Source organism: Mycobacterium intracellulare ATCC 13950, from assembly GCF_000277125.1.
GTDB lineage: Bacteria > Actinomycetota > Actinomycetes > Mycobacteriales > Mycobacteriaceae > Mycobacterium > Mycobacterium intracellulare.
In genome coordinates this window covers 2,035,955-2,058,644 of record NC_016946.1, presented here as the reverse complement: position 1 = coordinate 2,058,644, position 22,690 = coordinate 2,035,955, and the positions used below count along the sequence as shown (strand labels likewise).

Below are 22,690 nucleotides of genomic sequence, written 5' to 3'. Positions count from 1 at the left end.
TGTCTCCGCCGACCGAGGTCTCGGCATGAGTGCCTTGGCGGCACTCACCTTGCGCACACTATCCGGCTCCCGGCGCGATGCCGACCTGCTGTTCGCGGCGCTGGCGCCCGTGGGCTGCTTCCTGGGATTCACCTTGGTGTTGGGCAGCCTGATCCATCCCGGCTCGATGACCTATCCGCAATATGTCCTCCCGGTGGTCATCGTGCAGGCGATGCTGTTCGGGGCGATGACGACCGCGGACCGTGCCGCACGAGACCGGCTCTCCGGCTTCGGGTCTCGTCTCAAGACTTTGCCGGTTCCCGCGGCGGTGCCGCTGGCCGCGCGGATGCTCTATTGCTTGATACGCTCGGTCGTCGCGCTCGTCGCCGCTGTCGCCGTCGGGTGGTCGTTCGGCTTCCGGATGGCCGGCGGTCCGGGCGACACGGGCCTGTTCGTGATCATCGTCGTGGCGTTCGCGATGGCGGTGTGCCTCGGCGCCGACGCCCTCGGCTCGCGGGTCGGCTCCGTCGAATCGTCGAGCCAATTGCTGCTGCTGCCCCAGCTGGTGCTGGTCCTGTTGTCCACGGGTATCGCTCCCGCGGAGTCGTTTCCGGCCTGGCTGGGCCCGTTCGTCCGTCACCAGCCGGTCTCCCGGGTCACCGACACGTTGCGCGGACTGGCCGCCGGTCACGCAACGGGTAGGGATCTGGCGGCGGCATCGGCGTGGTGCCTGGGGCTGCTGGCGTTGTTCGGCGTTTTGGCGGTGCGGATGCAGCGACGCGTCGGCGGCGGACGCCCCCGCGCGCCCCGCACGGTCCGGATCCCGTCTCAGGGCGCTCGACAGGCGCGGGATGCGTCCGCGCCGCCGTCGCGGGGCGCAGTGGCTAGTTGTGCGACGCAACGGGTTTCGTATGCACCGTCACTGACGGCCTTCGTCAGCCACAGCGCTTCGGAGGCCGGCCGGCTCCTGCGCCGCTGGCGGCGCGACCCGATCGTCGCGGTGCAGGCCCTGTTGTTCCCGGCCTTCCTCCTCATCGTCTACAAATTGCTGATCGGCAAAGCCGTTCTGGCCGTCACCGGACACGACAGCCTGTACGGGCTGGTTCCAATGTGTGCGGTGGTGGGCGCCGTGTTCGGAACCCTTGGTGCCGGTTTGGCTTTGCCGGCGGAACGAGAGTCGGGCGTACTGACGAGGTTGTGGGTGCAGCCGGTGCATCGGGCCAGCACGGTGGCGGGCCGGCTGGTCGCCGAGGCCGCCCGCACCACCGCGTCCGCCGTTGTGCTCACCATCTTCGGTGTCGCCCTGGGGCTGCGATTCAGCTACGGCTGGATCGCGGCGCTGGCCTTTGTGCTGGTGCCCGTGGCGATTTCGGCCGGGATGGCGACGTTGGTGATCGCGATCGCCGCCCGCGCGGACGGCAAAGCCATGGTGACCTGGCTGGGTGCGGGATGCGTGCTGCTGCTGTTCCTCAACACCGGTGTCGCGCCCGCCGGGGTCTTTCCAGGCTGGCTGCAACCGGTGGTCCGTTTTTCGCCCATTTCGCCGACGATCGAGGCGATGCGCGCGCTCGCAGAGGGCGGGCCGGTGCTCTCGCCGCTGTGGCAGGCCGCCCTGTGGGCCGGCGTCCTGGTCGCGGTGTTCGCGCCGGTGGCGGTGCGCGGATATCGCGCCGCGGCCGAGGCGGGGTGCTAGTGACGAGGCTGGCACTGTTGGACCAGGCCGCGTTTCTGCGGCTGCGCGCCACCGGTCAAGGGAGCACGGTGCAATGCACATGGGTCTATGACCGCGCCGTCGATATCGACGAATTGCGGTCCTTCAGAGACAGTCTCGGTGCCGGTCTGCTCGGGCGCCGGATCGAGCGTTCGCCGCTGCCGTTCGGGCGCCATCGCTGGGTGGCCGACAGCCGCTCACCGGACATCGCGTGCGAACCGCCGCGCCCACGGAGCGAGATCGGCGCGTGGATCGAAAGGCGCGCGCGGGTGCGCGTCGACCCCGAGCACGGGCCGACATTTCACCTCGGCGTGCTGCCGTTGGACGACGGTGGGGCGGCGGTCACCCTGGTGGCGTCACACTGCGTTGTCGACGGTCTCGCGATGGCAGCGGCCGTCACCGAAGCGGTCAAGGGAGAACCGCTCAATCGCGGCTACCCACAGCCGAATTCGCGTGGCCGGTGGCGCGCGATTCGTGAGGACCTGTCCCACGCCGTTCTCAGCCTGCCGGCGGCCGTCCGGGCGCTGATCGCGACGCTGGCGATACTGGCCAAGGCCTCGGCGGATCGACAGGCCCAGCCGCAAACGCGCGCACCTCGGGCGTCCGGCCCAATGGGACAGCGCCAGAACGGATTCGGGTCGGTGACGATTCAAACCGATGCCGCGGCATGGGAGGCACGTGCGCGCAGCCTCGGCGGGAGCAGCAACACGCTGTGCGTCGCGTTCGCCGCTCGCCTGGCGCACCGGATGGGCAGGGTGCTCCCCGGCGAAAACTCCGTGACGGTGGTGCTTCCGGTCAGCGATCGCACCGCCGATGACGACCGCGCCAACGCGCTGACCTCGATCACGCTCACCGTCGACGCCCACACCGTGGCTGGCGACTTGAGCGGCGTGCGTGCGGATGTCAAAGAGCTGTTGGCGTCTTTGGCTCGCCAACCCAACGAGATGCTCGCCGGATTGCCACTCATTCCGTTCACGCCACGATGGCTGGTCCGTCGCGCCGAAGGCATCGCCATGTCGGCCGGCCAGCTGCCGGTGGGCTGCTCAAACCTCGGCAGCCTCGATGCCGCCGTCGGCCGCATCGACGGTGCGGACGCCACCGAGTTCTCGATGCGGCTGGCCGAGCAGGGCATCACCCGGTCGCGCATCGAGCAAACACACGGCCAATTGTTCTGCGGCACAGGAACGGTCAACGGCAGCCGGTTTCTCACCATCGTCGGCTACCACAGCGCCGCCCACCCCATCACCGCGGCCACGAGCGAGCTCGCATGCGACGCGCTGGCCGACCTGCGTTTGTCCGCCACCACGGTCTATGGGGACGGGTCGTGACGGTGGAGGACCTCGCCCTCGAGGCCGATCAACGCGCGCGTCGCATTCACGTGGGTGTCGCCGTCGCGATCGCGGCGTGGGCGGCGGCCGTGCTGTGGTTCGCGATCAAGGTCGTTCCCCTCGACGTGTACTGGATGTCGTATTACACGGCCGACTACACGCATGGCTTCGTCCGCCGCGGGCTCGCCGGTGAACTGGTCCGGCTGGCCCCGAACCACTACTTCGCGGCCACGCTCAGTCTGCGCTGGCTGTCCACGCTGGTCTATTTGGGCGGGCTGGCAACGGTTGCCGGTGTGGTGGTCTCGGGTCGCCATCGGTCTGAACGCAGACTGATGCTCGCGGCGGTGTTGCCGCTGTTGCCATTCGGTGTCCCGTTCGCGGCGTTCTCGGCTCGGCCGGACCTGTTCGGTGGGGCGGCCCTCGCGGCGTTCAGCTCGGCGTTGGCGCTCACACGATCCCGGCCCGTCGCGACTGTATGGTGCGCCGCCTACGGCGCCGTCATCGCCGCCTTGACGCTGGTGCACGAGGCGGTAGGGCTGCAGTTCGCATTGGGGGCATTCCTGGCAATCATCGTCCTCGGCGGGGCCCTGGAAACCACCTGGCGCCGTGGCATGCTCCTGGCCGTGCTGCCGGGAGTCCTCACCACGGCTGCCGTGGCGGCGTTCGGTCGCCACGACATCGCCCCTCAACTGTGCGCGGCGGTGCCACATCACCCGGTGCCCAACCCCTTTGCCACGGTCACATCGCCCGCGACGCTGATGCACTACGTGCTTGCGGGACAACCGAGCCAAACCGATTATCACGACTGGGTGTGCCGCAATGTGATGCCCAACTACGCCAACGGAATCGCGGACGCAATCCGAACCGTCGGCCACATCGGCGCACTCGGCCTCACCGTCTCACTGCTCTTCGGCGCCGGTGCCGCCGCGGTGACGGTGTGGGGTCTCAGCGCCCTTTCGGGCGTCCCGCTGCGCGCGTTCGTCGACGCCTTGCGCGGGCGAACTGCCTGGGTAATCGCCGGCCTGCTGCTGGTCATCCCGGTCTTTCTGACCGGGTTCGACTGGACCCGTTGGCTGACGATCGTAGCGTTCGACTTCGCGGTCGTCTTCCTCCTTTTCGCGGCGCGCAGGCCCGAGATCGATCGGCGACCTACACCAAAGACGGTGCGGCTGTTCATCCTTCTCGTCATCGCGCTGGCACTGATCCCGGTGGGCGCGGTTCCGGGTTTCGGCGGACCACGGATGGTCTGACGAGGGCGCCCGATCGGGTTTTGCTGGACGTGACGCGTTGCCTGTCGATGTATCGCGGCTGGTAGAGTGCATGGCACTGTGAATTTCGGAGTTGGACTGCTTTCACGGTGGCCGCGACGGCAACCCGCGTTGGCCATCGTTGCTGCGCTGGCGCTCGTTGCAGCTGTACTCGGTTGCGGGGCTTTGCGAGCCGAAATGGCCGCCAACGCCTCGCCGCCCGAGGCGGCCGCCTCGTCGGTCAGCCCGCTTTCCAACCCCGTGCACTCCGACCACGAGTCGGTTCCGGTACGTCGCCTCGGCGTCGGATCCACGGTGAACGACGACAAGGCGTTCAAGAGCGTCGCGTTAAAGCGTGATCGTGGAAGCACTTTCGCTCTTTCCACGCCTCGGCAATCCGGATCGTCCGCCCCACCCACCCTCGGCATAATTTGGTCCCAGCAGCGCGTCGATGCGCCGGCACGCGCGCCGGCGTCCAGCCCCGCCGGGCACAATATTTTGATTCAGTTCTGCGTCGCCCGTTGCTGATCGGGCGCGTCACCTCGCCGGCGCGCAATACCCGCCCGCGGCGGATCAGACACTAGCCGCGATCAGCTCCGGTGCCCCCGGCATCTGCTGATCGGCGCGTCTGGGCCGTTCAGCAGATGCGTTGTGGCCATCACACACACCCCGGTGCTGCCGGGAAACAGGTGTGCCAAATTCGCACAATGGCGAGGTCAATCCAACGAACCCGGGTAATGCGGGCTCACCAGGTCGCGTCGCGTGATGCGTTGGGGACTTGGGCTTTTCATCACCACATCGATTGCGTGACCGGATGTCGTGTGCGACCGCCGCGGCGTCAGGACGGTCCGCCCAGAGAACTGACAAGGGACAGAGATAGGCATGGATTTTGGCGCGTTACCACCGGAGATCAACTCTGGTCGGATGTATTTGGGGCCCGGTCCCGCAAGTTTGCTGGCCGCCGCGGCGGGATGGGAGACGCTGGCGGCCGAGCTGACTGATGCCGCCGGCAGCTACCAAGCCGTGATCGCCGTCCTCACCGACGAGTCCTGGTCGGGACCGGCGTCGATGTCGATGGTGGCCGCGGTCATGCCCTACATCGCGTGGATGACGGCGACCGCCGAGCAATGCCAGCAGGCCGCCGCCCAGGCCACGGCCGCCGCGGCGGCCTTCGAAACCGCATACGCGATGACGGTCCCCCCTCCGCTGGTCGCGGCCAATCGCATTCGGCTGCTGGCGCTGATCCAAACGAACATCTTTGGACAGAACACGCCGGCGATCATGGCGACCGAAGCCGAGTACAGCGAAATGTGGGCGCAAGACGCGACCGCGATGTACGGCTACGCCGCCAGTTCGGCGTCGGCCTCGGCGCTTTCGCCCGTGGCGTCGCCGCCGCCCCAAACGGCGACTTCGACCGCCGTCGCCGGCCACATCGGCGCCGTCACCCACGCGGCGCTGCAATCCGGCAGCACCGCCCACGCGACGGCGACACAGTGGGCCTCCTCGGTGCCGCAAACCCTGCAAGGCCTTTCGACACCCGGCTCGTCCTCGAGCACGGGGCTGTCGCAGGCGGCGATGGGCACGGGCGCTTCGCTGGGATCGTCGGGGGCCACCGCCCCGCTCAGCGCGCTGTCGGGTCTGACCAACGCCTCCGGCAAGGGCGCGACGAAGAGCGCGAGCACGGGCGCGGGCGCCGCGACGGGACTGGCCTCCACACTCGCCGCCGCGCCGGCGCTCGACGGCGGTACGGGCGCGCTGGCGGGAGAGGCGGCGGGTTTCGGCGCCGACGGCGCTGGCCTGATCGCCGACACCGGGGGAATCGGCATAGACCTCTACGGGCTCGATTTGGATTACCAGGGGCTCGGTTTGGACTACCAGGGGTTGGCGCTGGACTACGCGGGCGCCGGTTCCATTTTGGGGGCCGAGGGCGCCGGCGGCGTGGAGGGCATCAGCGGTATGGGCGCCGCCGCGGGTCTGGGCAATCTCCCGCCGGTCGCGGGATTGGGTCACGGAGTTGCGGCGGGCGTGGGCCAAGCCAGCTCGCTGAGCACGTTGTCCGTGCCCCCGAGTTGGGCCGCCACCGTTTCGTCGGTCACGCCGCTGCAGGCCCTCCACTCCAGCGCCATGCCGGGCGGATGGGCCGCGGCGCCGTCCCCCGGCCCGACCGTGTCCAAGCTGCCCCTGGGCGGCATGGTCGGTCGCGAGTCCGAGGGTGCGGTTCAGCGCGTCGGTTTGCGTGTCTCGCTCATCCCGCATTCGCCGGTGGCCGGATGATGCAGCGCCCCCGTCCGCAGCCCGTCACGGGAGGCGCAAGCTCGTCGAATCCGAAGGAAATCGCAATGGACACACCCACACCACACCGGTCTGCGCACCGGCCGCCGAACCGAAAACCTTTGGCGCTCCTGACAAACGCGGCGATGTGCGCCGCGGTCATCGTGGCGCTCGGGGCGTCGACGCCGATCCACGCCGGCGCCGACCCGGATCCGGGTGACGACGGCCCCAATCCCTTTGGCGGCCTCAGCTGCAGCTGCGCACAGACCAGCCCTGCCGGCGCCCCCGCCCAGCGACAGCAGCTCATCGGGGGCTTACAGCAGGGACTCGCTGTCGGGCAGCGGGAACCGAACCTTGCCTCGTCGCCGGCAACACCACCGGCTTGACCCGCCGCCTTCTAGGAACTGGCCCGCCCCGATCTGCACATTGACGTAGAGGAGCACGTGATGCCCGACCGGGTGTTATCCGCCGAACTCATGCGGCAACACCGCGAAATAGGCGCTGCGATCGAATGTTTCGTCGGAAAGCTCGACGGCGGCGATCGGCAACCCGAGCTACTGAGGGCGACGATGGACGCGCTGCGCCGGCACATCTACCTGGAGGAGACCTTCCTGTTCCCGCCGATCCGCAAGGCGGGGATCATGATGCCCGTCTTCGTGATGATGCGTGAACACGGCGAGCTATGGCGGACGATGGAAGCCCTGACGCGACTGCTCGCCGACCGGACAGGCGGTCCACTGCTCGACGCCACCTGCAACCAGCTGCTGGACCAACTGCACGGGCACAACTTCAAAGAGGAGCCGGTGGTGTATCTGCACGCCGACTACGATTTGCCGGCGCCGACGAGCGCGCAGCTCACCCGGTTCGTCGTCACGGGCCGCATACCCGATGGATGGGTTTGCCAGCAGGCGGGCACGAATCGCGGTCGCTAGCCGGCTAACCGGGGTTATGCGCCCGCACTCGGGCGTGATGCAGCTCATAGTGAATTTCTACAATCGCCATTGTGTAATTACCCGGACACGTTTCCCTCCCTCACTCAGCCCGAGGAGCGCACCGGCACATGGCAATCCGATCAGCACCGTCACGACCTTCCACACCGGCACCCGCCGCGTCGTTGATCGGCAAGGGCTGGGCTCAGGGCGTGGCGCTGGTGATGATCTTCGGGTTCTTGGTGATGGGCATCTTGGTGTACCGGACCTACACCGCCTCAATGCCGTTGCCGGCCAACGTTGTTAGTGAGTCGGGCAAGGTGCTGTTCACCGACACCCAGATCACCCGCGGCCAAGAGCTCTATCAGGCGCGCGGCCTGATGCAGTACGGGTCGGTGCTGGGGCATGGCGCTTACCTCGGTCCCGACTACACCGCGGAATATCTGCGCATGTCGACCAACGATGTGGCCGCGCAATGGCGGGCACAGGGGGCGGCTGACGCGAAGGAACGGGTGGTGGCCGAGTTTCGCACCAACCGCTACGACGCCGACACCAAGACGTTGGTGTTCACCGATAAGCAGGCGGCCGCCTTCGACCATCTCCAACAGCATTACGCGGATTACTTCGGCGAGAACTCCACCAAGTACGGGTTGCTGCCGCACATGATCACCAGCACGGCCGACATCCATGACCTCACCGCGTTTTTCGCGTGGACGGCGTGGGCGTCCGCGGCCGAGCGCCCGGGTCACAGTTACAGCTACACCAACAACTGGCCGGCCGAGCCGCGGGTCGACAATGGGCCCACCGCATCGATCGTGGTGTGGTCGGTGTTGTCGCTGGTCACGTTGCTGGGCGGGACCGGCATCATGTTCGCCGTGTACGGGCGGTGGAGCCAGAAGATCGGGTGGCACAGCGCGGAGGCATCCACGTTGTCGTTCCGCCAGCCCGGCGAGGTGGGACTGACCGCCTCGCAGCGCGCCGCGATCTGGATCTTCGCGATCGTCTCGGTGCTGTTCTTGGCGCAGACCCTGATGGGTGGCGCCGTCGAGCACTACCGCGCCGACCTGTCGGCGTTCTACGGGCTGGATCTGGCCAAGCTGTTGCCCTTCAACCTCGCCCGCACCTGGCACGTGCAGTTGTCGCTGTTTTGGACGGCGGCCGCGTTTCTGGCGGGGGGAATCTTCCTGGTGCCCTTCATCAGCCGCCGGGAACCGCGACGGCAGAGTTGGCTGGTGTACGGGCTGCTGGGCGCGCTCGTCTTGGTGGTGGGCGGCTCATTGATCTGCGAGGCCCTCTCGATCTACGGGGTGATTCCCGCGGGTGGCTTGTTCTCCCAGCAGTGGGAATTCCTCGACCTGCCGCGGCTGTGGCAGATCCTGCTGACCGTCGGCCTGTTCCTGTGGATCGCGATCATCTGGCGCGGCATCCGCGGCAAGCTCAAGGGCGAGTCGAAGATGAACCTGCCGTGGATGTTCTTCTTCACCGGCCTGGCGATCCCGGCCTTCTACGCCGTGGGCCTGTTGGCGAGCCACGACACCCACTACTCGGTGGCCGACTTCTGGCGGTTCTGGGTGGTCCACCTGTGGGTGGAGGACTTCCTCGAGCTGTTCACCACCGTGATGGTGGCCTACATCTTCGTCCTGCTCGGGGTGGTGCGCGAGCGGATCGCGCTCGGAGTGATCTTCCTCGACATCATCCTGTACTCCGCCGGCGGTGTGATCGGGACGATGCACCACCTGTATTTCTCCGGCACGCCCGTGGAACACATGGCGCTGGGCGCGTTCTTCTCCGCCGCCGAAGTGATCCCGCTGACCTTCCTGACCGTCGAGGCCTGGGCGTTCCTGCAGCTGGGATCTCGCCAACAAAGCCACGAAACACCGTTCCCGCATCGCTGGGCGGTCATGTTCCTGGTGGCGGTTGGATTCTGGAACTTCTTGGGCGCGGGCATCTTCGGGTTCCTGATCAACCTGCCCATCGTGTCCTACTACCAGATCGGCACCGCCCTGACCGCCAACCACGCCCATGGAGCGATGATGGGTGTGTACGGCATGCTCGCCGTCGGGCTGGCCATGTTCGCCTTCCGTTACGCGATCCCGGCCGACAAGTGGCCGGAGAAGTGGGCGCGGCTGTCCTTCTGGTGCATGAACATCGGGCTGGCGTGGATGGTGTTCGCCACCTTGCTGCCGCTGGGGGTGTTGCAGCTGTACCACTCCGTGAGCACGGGGTATTTCGAGGCGCGGTCGCTGGGCTACCTCACCCGTCCCGGCAACTCGCTGATCGAATGGCTGCGGCTGCCCGGCGATTTCGTCTTCATCCTCGGCGGTGTCTTGCCGTTCGTCTGGATCGCGTGGACCGCGATACGCAACGTCCGACGCGCGCCGACCAGCGACGAGCTGCACGAACATCCGCTCTACACCGAACTCGACCCGACTCCGGCTGCATCGCAGAAGGGTTGACGATGACATCCCCCACCGCCGCGGCATGGCTGGTTGCCGGGTACGCACTGGCACTGGTGGCCACCGCCTGGGGTGTCGACGCGATGGCACGGCGCGTGTCGCAGCGCGCCGCGCAGTGGCGTAGCGGCCAATTCCGTTACCACGCCGACCATGACGCGTGGGTGTGCCCGGAGGACCACTGGCTGTGGCCGAGTTCCTTCGATCCGAAGCACCGAGTGATGCGTTACCGGGCCAAGCCCAGCGTGTGCAACAGCTGCCCGGTCAAATCGACCTGTACGACTTCGGAGCACGGGCGCGAGATCAGCCGCGAAATCGACCCCTGGCCGCATTCCGAAGCCGGACGCTTTCACCGCGGCATCGCTTGCTGCGTAGCAGCTTTGGGGGTGGTGATGCCGCTGGTGATGCTTGCCAGGCTGCACTCCCCCGCCGACCTGCTGGTACTGATCGGCGTCATAGCCATCGCCCTGGCGGCGGGGACGCCGCTGGCGGGCCATTTGTGGCGTACCCCGTCCAACGCTCCCGGGCACGTGGCGCACCGCTCCGCGCTGGAAGACCAGGCGGCTCTCGCGGTCGACCGCTATTCGACCCGCTGGGGCGCGGGCCGACCGGAGAAGGACGCGGCGACGTGAGCGCGCTGCTGTGGGTGGCCGGGGTGACAATCGCGGTGCTGGTGGTCGTGCTGACATTTCTTTCGCTTGCGGTGGTGCGCGAGTACGAGCGTGGCGTGGTGTTCCGGATGGGCCATGCCCGCCCGTTGTACGGGCCGGGCCTGCGGTGGTTGATTCCGTTGGTGGACAAGATGATTCGGGTCGATCAGCGGGTGGTGACATTGACCATCCCGCCGCAGGAGGTGATCACCCGCGACAACGTGCCCGCCCGGGTCAATGCGGTGGTGATGTTTCAGGTGGTCGACCCGCTCAAAGCGATTCTCGCCGTGGAGAACTACGCGGTGGCCACCTCACAGATCGCGCAAACCACCCTGCGCTCGCTGCTGGGCCGCGCGGACCTCGACACCCTGCTGGCCCAACGCGAGGACCTCAACAACGATCTTCGGACCATCATCGAGGCGCAGACCCGGCCCTGGGGGATCGAGGTCCGGGTCGTGGAAATCAAGGACGTCGAGATCCCCGAATCCATGCAGCGGGCGATGGCCCGGGAGGCCGAAGCCGAGCGTGAACGCCGTGCCAAGGTCATCAACGCCCGCGGCGAACTACAGGCGTCCGACGAGCTGAGCCAGGCCGCCGAGACCCTGTCGAAGAATCCGGCCTCGCTTCAACTCCGGTACCTGCAAACACTTTTGGAGTTGGGCGCCGATCAGAATTCGACCGTGGTTTTCCCACTGCCCGTCGACATACTCACGCCTTTCCTGCAGCGCTCGGTGACACCCCCGCCGTGATCCTCGCTGGGCATCGTCCGGCCGCGAGGCGATGTCACACCTCGACGCGGATCGCCCGTTCCGGGCAGCTCGCCGCGCCCTCGAGGGCCTTCTCCAGCAGGCTGGGGTCGACGTGGGGCTTCACGACGACACAGTAGCCCTCGGCATCGGGTTGGTAGATCTCTGGCGCGTGCGAGTAGCAGACGCCCCATCCCATACACCGGTTCCGGTTGACGACGACCCTTACCAACTCGCTTTCATCCACCTCGGCCGCGGCGAAGCGGGCGCGTACGTCATCCTGCGTGGCGGGCGTGAGTTCCCGTTTGGTCACGAGGTTGACCGCGCGATCCACCAGCTGGGCGTTGGTGGTCGTCCGCGATATCGTCGGGCAATCCCCGATGCCCACCCGGATGCCGAGCCCGCGGTTGAGCGCATGTTCCCAAAGCTCTTGGCGCCGTTCGGCGGAGCTCATCGCATACGGAACGACAACGATCTCGTGGTCGATCCACTTCGGGATGCGCGAGACCAGGTAATCGAGGACATCGGGGTCGGGATCGTTATAGGAGACCCAGCGATCGGAAAAGAACAACTTGATGTTCAGCGGTTGCCGCAAGATCCCGATGCGGGCCGCCAGTATCACCCAGCGCAAGTCGACGTCGTTGAACACACCGATGCTGGGCACCAGGCCCAGCTTGGTGAACCGGTCGAGTTCGGGCGGGTAAGACGGCTGCGAACCGTTCGAATCGTCGAAACCGACCGTCTTGAACTGGTTTTCGTCCTCCTGCCACAGCACACGCTTGACGTGTTGGGCGGGGTCGAACGGCGCGAGCAGCAGTCCCGTACCGGCGGGTGGGTGCTCGGCCAGCGCCCAGATGTGGTCGAGGCTACCGGCGTAGCCCGGGTAGGCCAACGGGTCGACGTCGCGGGCCGCGGCAGCCAGGATGGTGCGGGAGACCTCGTCGTCGGCCCACGCCTGCCGGCCGTCGTCGTAGCGGGCATGGAATTGGACGGCGGTGGCTCCGCGCTGCATGCACTCGACCACGTCGCGCGCCGTCTCTTCGGCGCCGTAGGGCACATTCGGGTTTTCATCCTTGCTGGCGTCTTCGTTGACCCCGACTTCGAGGTACACCTTGCCGTCGTCGCGAAAACTCATTGCGCCGCTGCCCTTTCTTCGCAGATGCCCATCGCCGGCCGGTGGCTGATCGCGGCCCGCGCGGCACATGCCCGCCCTATGTTTTTACAAATGAAATTGTGAAAAGTCTAGACGTCGTCGGGCGCGTTGACCAGAACGGACCGCATGGGACGGCTGGCGCGGCGTAATGGCTTGCCTCACTGCGGCTGACCGCCTAGGGCGGTCCGGCCGAAACCCGCGGTAGACCGCTGCGAATTCCGACTCCGCAGCCACAATCGGCTTACCGCTCGCGATCCGGGGCACAATATAAGGCACCTACCTCTCGTTTCTGCACACCGTTGGAGCCGGCGCATGATCACACTGGACCGCCTGGTGAACGTCCTGGGTGGGTATGGCGTCCGGTTGCGTTGGTCGTCGGTGCCCCGCTCGACCGAGCTGCGCAGCGTGGTCGTCCACGAGCCGCCCACCGAACGGCCGGTCGTCGGCGACGTTTTGCTGGCCATCGGCGCCGGCTCCCACGACGAGGCGGTGCGCTGGGCGGCGTCGGCCCGCGCGATCGTGGTGGTGCTGCGCGACCGTGACGCACCGGTGACCTTTGACAGTGACGCCGGTGTCGGCGCGGTGATGGTCATCGACGAGGCGGTGTCATGGAGCGCGGTCGCGGCGGTGGTCTACGGCCTGGTGCTGGAAGGTCGCGAGACGGAATCCGGGCGCGGCCCAACCGATCTGTTCGCGCTGGCCGATAGTTTGGCAGACGCGATCGGTAGCGCCGTCGTCATCCACGACCGTCTGTTGCGGGTGTTGGCGTACTCGAGGCTGCAGCAACATGCAGACCCGGCACGGGTCGAGACGATCCTTGGACGGCAGACGCCGGAACCACTACGCGCGCTGTTCGAGGCGCGTGGGGTGCTGGCTCACCTGGCGGTCTCCGACGAGCCGCTGTTTATCGCCGAGGCCCCTGACCAGGGCCTGACCGGACGCATGGTGGTCGCGGTGCGATCCGGCGCGGAACTGATCGGGTCGGTGTGGGTGGCATGCCCGGCGCCGCTGGACGACGCGGCGCGCGGGGCCCTGGCCGATGGCGCGCACACCGTGGCCCTGCACCTGCTGCGGTCACGCGCGAGCGCCGACCTGGAGCGCCAGGTCGAGTCCGAACTGGTGATCCGGTTGCTGGAGGGCGCGGCCGACGCGTCCACGGTGGCGAGCAGGCTGGGCCTGGCGCACAACGGTTTGCGCGTGATCGCGGTGCAGGCGTTCGTCGGGGCCGACCGCGATGCGGCGTTGCTGTTGGCGTTCGAGCGCGCCACCACGGGGTTCGGCTGGTCACGGCCGGGGCGCAGCGCGTTGGCGGGCAATATCGTCTACACCGTGCTCCCCGGCGAGGACGCGGCGACGGCGCGGCGCTGGGTGACGACTTTGCACGCGGCCCTGCCCGAGCGGGTGACGGTGATCGCCGGGATCAGCGGTGTGGCCGAGCTGGCGGACCTCGCCGCCGCCCGCCAGGAGGCCGACGAATGCCTGGCATTGCACGAGATGTCGCCGACCGCCGCGCCGCCGGCCTACGACGAGTCGTGGGACGACATCCTGCTGCAGCGGCTGCGAGCCGCGGCACGCTCAGGGCGCGCCCCGACCCGCGGACCGGTGGCCGAACTGCGCCGCCACGACCAGGCCAACGGCACGGACTACGTGCTCACGCTGCGAGCGTGGCTACAGGCCCAGGGCGACCCGACCGAGGCCGGCGAACGCCTGGGAGTGCACGAGAACACCGTCCGTTACCGGCTGCGCAAAATGGCCGAGCTCACCAACCTGTCGTTGGACGACGCCAGAAAGCGGCTGGCGATGATGATCGAGCTCGCGGCAACCGACACCGACTGACCGACGGGGCTGTCGGGATCCGACAAAGCGCCGCGGCCCGGTTGTCTTGGCTCGGCAAACCCTGTGGCGATCATGCCCGCCATCATGAGGTTGTCACCCGTGGCCGGTTTCAGTGGCGGCGTGTTTCCGGCTGCCGTGTGCGATCAAAGCCCGCGCCGACCCGTCGATAGGAAACATCCGATGAGCACCCACCGTCCCGATCATCTTCGGCCCGCAGGCGACCCGGACGATGGCGCCGCCATGGAGAGCTTCACCGTGCCGTTGCCGCGGGGACTGTCCTCGCGGTTGTTCGGGCACAACCCGCTGATACGCGCCAGCGACCGGGTGGAGGCGCTGGTGTTGGTGTTGGCCGTCGCGATCTCGCTGCTGGGGGTTCCCATCGGGGCTGCCGTGGGCACCGCCGTCCACGAGTCCAGCAGCCGCGTTCACGCCGAGCAGGCTCGCCGGCAGGTGACCGCGACGTCCATCGGCGACAGCCACTCGCGCAGGGATCTCGAAAGCCCAACGGTGACGATGCCTGCACGATGGTCGGTCGACGGGATCGAGCACACCGGTGACGTTTCCGCGCCGTTGAACGTGAAGTCCGGTGACGCGTTTGAGATTTGGGTCGATGGCAAGGGCACCCCGGTGCGCCCAGCGGTGCGGACCGCTGTCGACGCGGGGGTGGCGTTCGCCGTGGCGACCTGGTCCACCGTGAGTTTGTTGGCGGCGGGCTTGTTCGGCGTCGTCCGTGTCGCCCTCGACCGGTCGCGCTACGCCCGATGGCAACGGGACTTCGACAGCCTAGTTGGGCATCGATGAGGTAACGGCAGCAACGGCGTTGTCGGTTCGGCACAACGGCCCAGTCCCGCATTGTCGGATTCCGGCAACCACCGCGGCACCCGTCCACACCACCATGGACTTCACCAGTCAGAAGATCAGTTGCGGAGGTGCGCGATGGGTGGCGTCGAATCTATTGACGGCGGGCCCAGATCCGTGATCGTCGTGGGCGCCGGCGTCGCCGGGTTGTCCACGGCGTGGTTCCTCCAGGAACGTGGTGTCGACGTCACGGTGGTCGACCGCGCGGGCGTTGCAGCGGGCGCGTCATGGGGCAATGCGGGATGGATCGCCCCGGCACTGACTTTTCCGCTCCAGCCCGCCGGCGTGCTGCGCGACGAATGGCAGGCCGTTCGCGAGCCGGCCATGCCGCCGCAGCTGCCGTCGACCCTCGGCGCGCACCTGGGGGCCATTTTCATCCAGCTGTCCGCGCCTCATCGGCGTGCGTCGTCGCAGCGGGCCCTGCGCGCCGGCGTGGCGCTCAACGAGGACTGCATCGAAGCCTTCGACGTGCTGATCGCCAACGGGGTCGACGCACCGGTCACCGACGCGCCGATCACCGCGCTGTTTCGCAGCACCAAAGAGGCGCAGCGCATGCTGGAATCGCTGCAGCAGCTCGAAAACGCCGGACAGCCAATGTATGTCACCGCGCTCTCCGGCGCGGCGCTGCGCGAGCAAGTGCCCCTGGCCTCCCCGGAAGTCACCGCGGGGCTGAACATCAATGGACAGCGGTTCGTCGACCCGCGACGGTTCGTCGAAGCCCTGGGCCGCTCGGTGATGGCCCGCGGGGCGGCGATGCACAGGCTGGAAGTCGACGACGTCCACGGCTGGAATCACGGGGCCGTGGTGCACCCGCGCCGCGGCGACCCGCTGACCGCCGATGCCGCGGTCATCGCCACCGGTGATCGGTTGTCGCGGCTGGCCGGCCGCTGGCTGCGCGTCCCCGTCCAGGCCCAGAGCGGCTACTCGTTCACCGTGCCGATGGACCGCCCGATACTGGCGCCGATCTACCTGCCGGACATTCGCGTCGCGTGCACGCCCTACAAAGGGGCGCTGCGTGTTTCAGGCGCCTTGGAACTCCGCCGACACCACCAGCCGCACCCACGCGAGCGGGTGGAGGCCATCGCCGCCGACGCCAGTTCCCTACTCGACGGGGTGGATTGGGCCGCGCGCAGCAATGTCTGGGCCGGTGCTTGCGCGGTCGCCGCCGATGGCCGCCCGCTGATCGGTGAGCTGGTACGTGGCGTGTATGTGGCCGGCGGGCACGGCATGTGGGGTTTGGCACACGGCCCGGTGACCGGGCGGCTGTTGGCCGAACAGATCACCACCGGCAAGCAGCCCCAGGCTCTCGCCGAATTCGACCCGCGGCACCGGACCCTGCGTCACGCCACCCGTTAACCCCGGAAAGCAAGCCTCCCGCGAATCCTCGCCCGCGAGCACGTTCTCGGGCGCGCTCCAACGCTGTCAGAAGAAAGGGAAAAGATATGACCAGCACTCAACCCGCATGGATTTCACCGCAGGCCTACGAGCGGCTTCAGCGGGAATTGGCGACGCTGCGGGAGTTGTGTGACACCAACGCCGTCGGTAGCGCCAATGACGAGAATTCGATCGCCGTCCAGCGTGCGTGGCAGGTGCGCATCCGACGGATCCATGAGTTGTTGGTCGATGCGGTCGTCGGTGAGGACCCGCCCGATGACGGGATCGCCGAGCCCGGAATGGTTTTGACCATCCGCTACGACGACACCGGCGAGGTCGAAACGTTCCTGTTCAGCGTGCGCGGCGCCGAATACGGTGGCATGGAGGTCTATTCGATCCGATCACCGCTGGGCGCCGCCATCGCCGGTGCGCGTCCCGGCGAGCAGCGCACCTATACGCTGCCCAGCGGTGTCGCGCTCACCGTCACACTGCTGAAGGCCGTCCCCTACGGCGTTCACCTAGCCGGCATCAGCTGATGGCGATTCCATGATTTTCGATGTGATCGACCCGTTGGCGACGATGTTTCTTCTGGTCGCGGGGATCTTCCTGTTGATGGCCGTCGCGTATGGGCGAATGTGATACTCGAGGAAGCACCCGGCCACGCGTGTTCGTGGGGCTTTTCAAAAGCACGCTCCGAGACGGGGATTCACGTCACGGGGTGGCGAGCAGCAGCACGCCCGCGACCACCAGCGCGATCACCTTGACCGCCTCCAGGCCCACATAGGCGTAGTGACCGCGTGAGCGCGGCGCATCAAGGCCGGCGAGAACCTTGGCGGAACGCCGGTTCAAAAATGGTCGCACGACCAGCAACTGCGCCGCGAGCGTCGCGAAGGCGGTCAGCAGTGCCGCGATGACGCCCGCCGGCGGAGGTTTGGCCAGAATCACCGCCACAAGGATGACGGCGAAGACGACCTCGACGCTGTTGAGCGCGCGAAAGACCAGGCGCCCGATCCCGAGCCCGATCCGCCTCGTCACATCGGGCGCGCGAAACTTCAACGGTGCTTCCAGAAATGAGATCGCCAACACCATTCCCAACCACACGAAGGTCAAGGCGACGGCAATCGATCCCTCGGCGTTCATCACGAGATTCCGCGTCGGTGGCCCACTGGTTCCTCGCGTGGCATCACGACCGTGTTCACGCCGGCTCGGGCTCCTGCTTGGGCAGGTTGGCCACCAACGGTGTGTCGACACCGAGCGGGCCGATCTTGGCGGCCCCGCCCGGCGACCCCAGCGGCTCGTCACGGCCCTGAAGCGTTTCGGAAAAGAACGCCGCGTTGTCCGCCAGGTACGGCTGCAACTCTTCGGGCAGGTCGTCCTCGTAGTAGATCGCCTCGACGGGGCAAACGGGTTCGCACGCCCCGCAATCCACGCACTCGTCGGGATGAATGTACAGCGCCCGGCCACCCTCGTAGATGCAGTCGACCGGGCACTCCTCCACGCAGGCCCGGTCCATCACGTCTACGCATGGCTTTCCTATCACGTATGCCATGACGTAGAGTTTACACAAGTCGGCTTGTATAAACCAGATGGACCTGGTTCCGATGACCGACACGCAACCACGAACCGTGAACGCGACCCGGACTGAAGGCACCTTGCCCCCCCCGGCGGCTGTGTCAGCGCTTCAGCGCGGCACCAGGATGTCTAGCTCCGGCGAGTCCGCGCCCGTCAGCCGTCGGTGCATCGCCCAGGCGATCCGGGCGCCCTGGATCTTCGCGCGCTCGGCGATCGGGCCCCGGAACATCTCGTCGACGGTGCCGTTCCACACGGTGAGCCACCGGACGAAGTGACTGCCGCCCAACGGGCTTCGTTGATTGACATGACGGTGGGCGTGCAGGGCGCTGCCGCGGTACAGTCCGGCGCGGAACAGCACGGTCTCCCAGAAGTCGGCCATCACCGGGATGTGCGACTCGAGGCCCTTGCTCCGCAACTCCGCGAACGGCTCGGCGAGAACGTCGTCGATCATCACCCGGCCGTAAAACCGGCGCAACAGTGCCTCGATGTCCGCGCGGGAGACCAGATCTGCGTCCGCTTGGCCCACCGGGGCGCACACCTCAGTCATGCGCGGTCACCGTGGCAAGACACAATTCGGGTTCGACGAACGGCTCCAGCTCGACGTGCATCCCCGGCTCCGAACCAACCGGCTTAGCCGGGCCCGCCAGGCCCTGCAGGAGGCCCCGGTGCAGCGCGCACGCCACCTCGGGGTGATCACGGGCCAGATCACGGACCGGGCAGCTGTGCAAACGAATTATCCGCCGGTTGCGGCGGGTCGATTTTTGGGCCGGAACCAGCTCGGGAGCGAATCCCATCCTGGCGAACACCGTCGTGATCATCGCCGAACGCTCCTCAGCATCCTCCGCCGGTGCCGCGTCGCGTGGAACATGGTGTCCCACAGGGTCTTCGTGCGGGACGTCGTCGGTGATCCGCTCGGCCCAGCGCCGGCCGGCGGCTTCGGCGCGGCGGCGCCTCTTGTCGGCGGTATCGCCGAGTTCCAATGCCAATATTTCGGCCAGGATTCGATAGTCCAGCCGCTCGCGCACCGCGCGGTAGCCGGTGCGGGGACGTCCCACACCGGTCCGCGTGATCCGAGTCCGCTCAACAAGTCCCTCGGCGCACAACGTGTCGAGGTGAAAACGCACGGTCGTCGTGTGCAGCCCAAGCCGTGCGGCGAGTTCGGTCGCATCGACCGGTCCGTCATGCTCACGCACCAGTTCAAGAACTCGTTGGCGCTGCCGGTTCTGTGCCGCGCGGTGCGGCCGTCCGGCCTCGGTCCCGGTGCGCTCGCCCACCCCATCCATCCTCTCGTCCGGTTGCCTTCCAGCAATTTGGAGGATAATATTCATTAATAGTAGCACTGGATGTCCGAGTCGTCCTCCCCAGCGAACGGCCTTGGGCCAGCGGAGAAGCCGGAGGTGCGTCGTGTTCGACACTATGGTGGAAACCAAGGTCATCGAGGATGCGGTCCGGTTGGCCTGCCGCGCCCCGTCGCTGTACAACACCCAACCGTGGCGATGGGTGGCCGACGGCGCTGGGCTGGACCTGCTGCTCGACACGAGCCGTGTCGTGCACGCGGATCGATCGATGCGCGAGGCCCACATCAGCTGCGGCGGTGCGCTCGAACACCTCCGGGCGGCGATGGCGGCCGCGGGTTGGACCGCCGAAGTCGAACGCTTTCCCGAGCCGGGCAACCCTAGGCACCTGGCCAGGGTGAGCTTCGCCCCGTCCGACGGCGTGACCGACCACCAGCGTCGCCGCGCCGACGCGATCCTGCAGCGTCGGACCGATCGGCTCCCGTTCCTCGCGCCGCTCGACTGGGAATCCTTCGAGGGCTTGCTCCGCGGCAGGATCGACGCGGGCGTGGTGCGCTTGGACGTACTGCCGGAGGAGATGCGTCCGCGCCTGGCCGAAGCGGCCGAGTTCACCGAGTCGCTGCGCCTGTATGACTCCTCGTATCATGTCGAACTCGATTGGTGGACAGCACCGTTCGAGGTATCGGAGGGGATCCCTTACAGCTCGTTGATCTCGGCCGCCGAAGCGGATCGGGTGGGCGTCAATCGCCACTTCCCCTTCACCCGCAACCCGGACCGGCGTGCCGGGGTGACGCGGGACTTCTCGAAGATCTTGATGCTGTCCACCGAAGATGACAGCCACGCCAACGCGTTTGCGTGCGGCGAAGTGCTATCGAGTGTCCTCCTGGAATGCACGATGGCCGGCTTGGCCACGTGTCCGGTGTCGCAGTTGACGGAACTGTCCGTCAGCCGTGAACTGCTGGCGGCGGTCACGGGTCACACCGACCTCCCCCAGGTCTTGATCCGGGTGGGTGTCGCGCCGGCGCTCGACGCAGCCCCGCCGCCCACGCCGCGGCGCGCGCTCGCCGACGTGTTGCGGCGGACACGTTGAGTCTTAGCCATGGTAGGGATTACCGCGCCGATCGCCGACGACCGCGCCGCAGTCATCGCGATGATCGAGACGGTTCCCCTGCGAATCCCGCTCCAGGCGGGCCATGACGATGCTGGCCAACGCGCACGGTGACGGGCTAGGGTTTGCACAAATAGCACTTGTATAAATGCCACGCAACGGAGAAAGGGATCGCGGACTATGAGCATCGCGGAACGGGCGGCGCGGACCACCTGGGAAGGCCCGCTGGCGTCGGGCGAAGGCAAACTGTCGCAGGGCAGCAGCGGAGCGCTGGACGGCCTGCCGCTGACCTGGGCCTCTCGCACCGAGCAGCCCGGAGGCAAGACGAGCCCCGAAGAACTCGCGGCGGCCGCACACTCGTCGTGCTTTTCGATGGCATTGGCCTTGAAATTGGGCGAGAACCACACTCCGCCACAGCGACTCGAGGTCACCGCCACCGTGACCCTGGATGCGGTCGATGGTGTTCCGACGATCACCACCTCGCAGCTGAAGGTCAAGGCCAGCGTCGCCGGCCTGGATGCCGAATCCTTTGCCGCCGTGGTGGACCAGGCCGCGGCACTGTGTCCGGTGTCGCGGTTGTTCGCCGGAGCGACGATCAGCGTCGACGCCGAACTCGACTAGAACAGAAGCCGCCCGACACAGAGGGGATGCGAATGACCAGCCCGACGCTATCTGCCGAGTTGACGCGAGAACACCGCGAAATCGATGACGCGATAGAGGCTTTCATCGAAAAGCTCGACTGCGGCGGCCTGCAGCGCGAACTATTGACCGACACCCTGGTAGCCCTGCGCCGGCACATCTACCTAGAGGAAATCTTCCTGTTCCCGCCGCTGCGGGAGGCCGGGATCGTGATGCCGATCTTCGTGATGATGCGCGAGCACGGTCAGCTCTGGCACACCATGAACACGCTGGAGGATCTGCTCGCCGACGGGAACGACGTTCCGCGACTGAGGGATACGTGCACGCAGCTGCTGGATCAACTCCACCAGCACAACTCCAAAGAGGAGCCGGTCATCTATCCGAACGCCGACACCGACCTGCCGCCGCAAACAAGCGCGGAGCTGACCCGGTTCATCGAGGCCGGACGCACGCCCGACGGGTGGGTGTGCCAGCAGGCGAACGCGTGAGGACGCAGCCCGCTGACGTATCGAAGGAGGATTCTCAATGCGCGTGCTAGTGGACCGTGATCGCTGTGAGGGCAACGCCTTCTGTGTGAACATCGCCCCCCAGGTGTTCGAGCTCGACGATGACGAATACGCCGTGGTCCTCACCGACCCCGTGCCCGCCGGGCAGGAGGCGCTCGCCGAGCAGGCCGTCGCGGCGTGTCCGCGCGCGGCGCTGTCCCGCGAAGACTAGACGCCCCGCGCGGTTTCGCGTATTGCCCCTTACCGCTTGATCAGCCGCAACCGCCAAGCCTCCGGACCGCGCTGCTCGTAGCGGATTTCGAGTCGCCCCGACGTCCGGTGGTCGAGCTGGCGCAGCAGCGGGATCGGGTCGTGGGGAGCGACCAGCACCAGGGCGCCGCCATCCGGAACCGCGTCGAACGCGCCGAACACGGTCGCGTGCCGGATCGAATGCGGCACGTCGCGGACGTCGAGCACGGGATCGTCGGCATCGGTTTCGCCGCAGCCGCAGTTGTGTGATGGCTCGGCGCCATTGGTGGTATGCGGGTGGCCGAGGAGTTCGTGCATGCCGTGGGTTACCTCCACCAGGGAGACGTCCGGGTCGGCGGCGACGATGGGCAGAATCCGCTCGTTCTCGTCGACCAGGTGCGCGTCGAACAGCACCCGCAGGGCTTGGGCGGAACCGGCCGCGCGCACCGGCGGTTCCGTGCGGATGCCGTCGACGAGGGAGCCGATGATGCGGTGCGCCGCGATCATCGATTCGATCAGGGGCCGCGCGCGCTGGGTGCGGGTCGCGGCCGGGTACAGGCGCTCCTCCTCAGCCGCCGCGTGCGGCAGCAACTCACCGGCCAGGAAGGCAAGGGCGGCAACGCGTGTCGGCTCGAAGTCCGCACCGCGCTCGACCGCCGACACCATCGCATCGGTAAGCACCGCCAGCTGCCCGGCGAGTTGCGCGTGGTGACTGGTGATGGCTTCGACCGCCTCGGCATCGGCAGCTGTGGACGCCACGATCACATCGTTGGCCGGCATTTTCGGTTCCTTTCCGTTGAGCTGACG

The 22,690-nt window shown here is 67.4% G+C and carries 23 protein-coding genes; 17 read left to right on the top strand and 6 right to left on the bottom strand.

Going from position 1 to position 22,690, the window contains the following annotated elements; genetic code table 11:
• Window positions 1-25 precede the first annotated feature (25 nt).
• The 9 genes from OCU_RS34705 (at window position 26) to OCU_RS34670 (ending at window position 11,317) form a co-directional block, all read left to right on the top strand.
• The gene (locus OCU_RS34705) at window positions 26-1,672 is read left to right on the top strand and encodes an ABC transporter permease (protein WP_014379784.1); all 1,647 of its coding nucleotides are present in this window, start codon (window positions 26-28) and stop codon (window positions 1,670-1,672) included.
• On the top strand, window positions 1,672-3,018 hold the full coding sequence (locus tag OCU_RS34700; RefSeq protein WP_041787040.1) for a condensation domain-containing protein: 1,347 nt from the start codon (window positions 1,672-1,674) through the stop codon (window positions 3,016-3,018). The genes OCU_RS34705 and OCU_RS34700 overlap by 1 nt, the downstream gene beginning before the upstream one ends.
• The gene (locus OCU_RS34695; RefSeq protein WP_014379782.1) at window positions 3,015-4,268 is read left to right on the top strand and encodes a hypothetical protein; all 1,254 of its coding nucleotides are present in this window, start codon (window positions 3,015-3,017) and stop codon (window positions 4,266-4,268) included. The genes OCU_RS34700 and OCU_RS34695 overlap by 4 nt, the downstream gene beginning before the upstream one ends.
• A gap of 195 nt (window positions 4,269-4,463) precedes the next feature.
• Entirely contained in the window at window positions 4,464-4,793 is a 330-nt protein-coding gene (locus OCU_RS50355; protein WP_014379781.1) for a hypothetical protein, read from the top strand.
• 354 nt (window positions 4,794-5,147) lie between these two features.
• The gene (locus OCU_RS34690) at window positions 5,148-6,539 is read left to right on the top strand and encodes a PPE family protein (RefSeq protein WP_014379780.1); all 1,392 of its coding nucleotides are present in this window, start codon (window positions 5,148-5,150) and stop codon (window positions 6,537-6,539) included.
• A gap of 443 nt (window positions 6,540-6,982) precedes the next feature.
• Entirely contained in the window at window positions 6,983-7,468 is a 486-nt protein-coding gene (locus OCU_RS34685; RefSeq protein WP_014379778.1) for a hemerythrin domain-containing protein, read from the top strand.
• 128 nt (window positions 7,469-7,596) lie between these two features.
• On the top strand, window positions 7,597-9,921 hold the full coding sequence (locus tag OCU_RS34680) for a nitric-oxide reductase large subunit (RefSeq protein WP_014379777.1): 2,325 nt from the start codon (window positions 7,597-7,599) through the stop codon (window positions 9,919-9,921).
• 2 nt (window positions 9,922-9,923) lie between these two features.
• Window positions 9,924-10,550 carry a hypothetical protein gene (locus OCU_RS34675; RefSeq protein ID WP_008255516.1) on the top strand — a complete coding sequence of 209 codons (627 nt, stop codon included), beginning with the start codon at window positions 9,924-9,926 and terminating at the stop codon, window positions 10,548-10,550.
• Window positions 10,547-11,317 (top strand): slipin family protein, encoded by a 771-nt coding sequence (locus tag OCU_RS34670; RefSeq protein ID WP_009976204.1) that lies wholly within the window; start codon window positions 10,547-10,549, stop codon window positions 11,315-11,317. Before OCU_RS34675 ends, OCU_RS34670 begins: the two co-directional genes overlap by 4 nt.
• Window positions 11,318-11,351: 34 nt before the next feature.
• Here the strand turns inward: OCU_RS34670 and OCU_RS34665 are convergent, their stop codons facing one another.
• Window positions 11,352-12,449 carry a 3-keto-5-aminohexanoate cleavage protein gene (locus OCU_RS34665; protein ID WP_009976203.1) on the bottom strand — a complete coding sequence of 366 codons (1,098 nt, stop codon included), beginning with the start codon at window positions 12,447-12,449 and terminating at the stop codon, window positions 11,352-11,354.
• A gap of 330 nt (window positions 12,450-12,779) precedes the next feature.
• Here OCU_RS34665 and OCU_RS34660 point away from each other — a divergent pair, with 330 nt between their 5' ends.
• From OCU_RS34660 to OCU_RS34645, 4 genes are all read left to right on the top strand, one after another.
• Entirely contained in the window at window positions 12,780-14,303 is a 1,524-nt protein-coding gene (locus OCU_RS34660; RefSeq protein WP_014379774.1) for a PucR family transcriptional regulator, read from the top strand.
• Window positions 14,304-14,483: 180 nt separating this feature from the next.
• Window positions 14,484-15,104, top strand: a complete 621-nt coding sequence (locus tag OCU_RS34655; protein ID WP_052315298.1) for an Rv1733c family protein — start codon at window positions 14,484-14,486, stop codon at window positions 15,102-15,104.
• 135 nt (window positions 15,105-15,239) lie between these two features.
• Entirely contained in the window at window positions 15,240-16,517 is a 1,278-nt protein-coding gene (locus OCU_RS34650; protein ID WP_036458620.1) for an NAD(P)/FAD-dependent oxidoreductase, read from the top strand.
• Between the two features lie 86 nt (window positions 16,518-16,603).
• Window positions 16,604-17,071 (top strand): GreA/GreB family elongation factor, encoded by a 468-nt coding sequence (locus OCU_RS34645; RefSeq protein ID WP_009976198.1) that lies wholly within the window; start codon window positions 16,604-16,606, stop codon window positions 17,069-17,071.
• 175 nt (window positions 17,072-17,246) lie between these two features.
• Here the strand turns inward: OCU_RS34645 and OCU_RS34640 are convergent, their stop codons facing one another.
• The 4 genes from OCU_RS34640 to OCU_RS34625 form a co-directional block, all read right to left on the bottom strand.
• On the bottom strand, window positions 17,247-17,675 hold the full coding sequence (locus OCU_RS34640) for a hypothetical protein (RefSeq protein WP_014379770.1): 429 nt from the start codon (window positions 17,673-17,675) through the stop codon (window positions 17,247-17,249).
• A gap of 55 nt (window positions 17,676-17,730) precedes the next feature.
• Entirely contained in the window at window positions 17,731-18,084 is a 354-nt protein-coding gene (fdxA, locus tag OCU_RS34635; protein WP_036458618.1) for a ferredoxin, read from the bottom strand.
• Between the two features lie 132 nt (window positions 18,085-18,216).
• On the bottom strand, window positions 18,217-18,654 hold the full coding sequence (locus OCU_RS34630; protein ID WP_036458617.1) for a group III truncated hemoglobin: 438 nt from the start codon (window positions 18,652-18,654) through the stop codon (window positions 18,217-18,219).
• Complete coding sequence (locus OCU_RS34625) at window positions 18,647-19,381, bottom strand: helix-turn-helix transcriptional regulator (protein ID WP_014379767.1); 735 nt, start codon at window positions 19,379-19,381, stop codon at window positions 18,647-18,649. Before OCU_RS34625 ends, OCU_RS34630 begins: the two co-directional genes overlap by 8 nt.
• A gap of 130 nt (window positions 19,382-19,511) precedes the next feature.
• Between OCU_RS34625 and OCU_RS34620 the strand changes: the two genes are divergently transcribed.
• The 4 genes from OCU_RS34620 (at window position 19,512) to OCU_RS34605 (ending at window position 21,866) form a co-directional block, all read left to right on the top strand.
• Window positions 19,512-20,492, top strand: a complete 981-nt coding sequence (locus tag OCU_RS34620; protein ID WP_014379766.1) for an Acg family FMN-binding oxidoreductase — start codon at window positions 19,512-19,514, stop codon at window positions 20,490-20,492.
• A gap of 198 nt (window positions 20,493-20,690) precedes the next feature.
• On the top strand, window positions 20,691-21,131 hold the full coding sequence (locus OCU_RS34615) for an OsmC family peroxiredoxin (protein WP_009976189.1): 441 nt from the start codon (window positions 20,691-20,693) through the stop codon (window positions 21,129-21,131).
• A gap of 32 nt (window positions 21,132-21,163) precedes the next feature.
• Window positions 21,164-21,637, top strand: coding sequence for a hemerythrin domain-containing protein (locus OCU_RS34610; protein WP_014379765.1), 474 nt, complete (start codon window positions 21,164-21,166; stop codon window positions 21,635-21,637).
• A 37-nt stretch (window positions 21,638-21,674) separates the two neighbouring features.
• Window positions 21,675-21,866 (top strand): ferredoxin, encoded by a 192-nt coding sequence (locus tag OCU_RS34605; protein ID WP_009976187.1) that lies wholly within the window; start codon window positions 21,675-21,677, stop codon window positions 21,864-21,866.
• Window positions 21,867-21,895: 29 nt separating this feature from the next.
• On the opposite strand, the gene OCU_RS34600 is transcribed toward OCU_RS34605, so the two are convergent.
• On the bottom strand, window positions 21,896-22,663 hold the full coding sequence (locus tag OCU_RS34600) for a DUF2249 domain-containing protein (RefSeq protein ID WP_009976185.1): 768 nt from the start codon (window positions 22,661-22,663) through the stop codon (window positions 21,896-21,898).
• Window positions 22,664-22,690 lie beyond the last annotated feature (27 nt).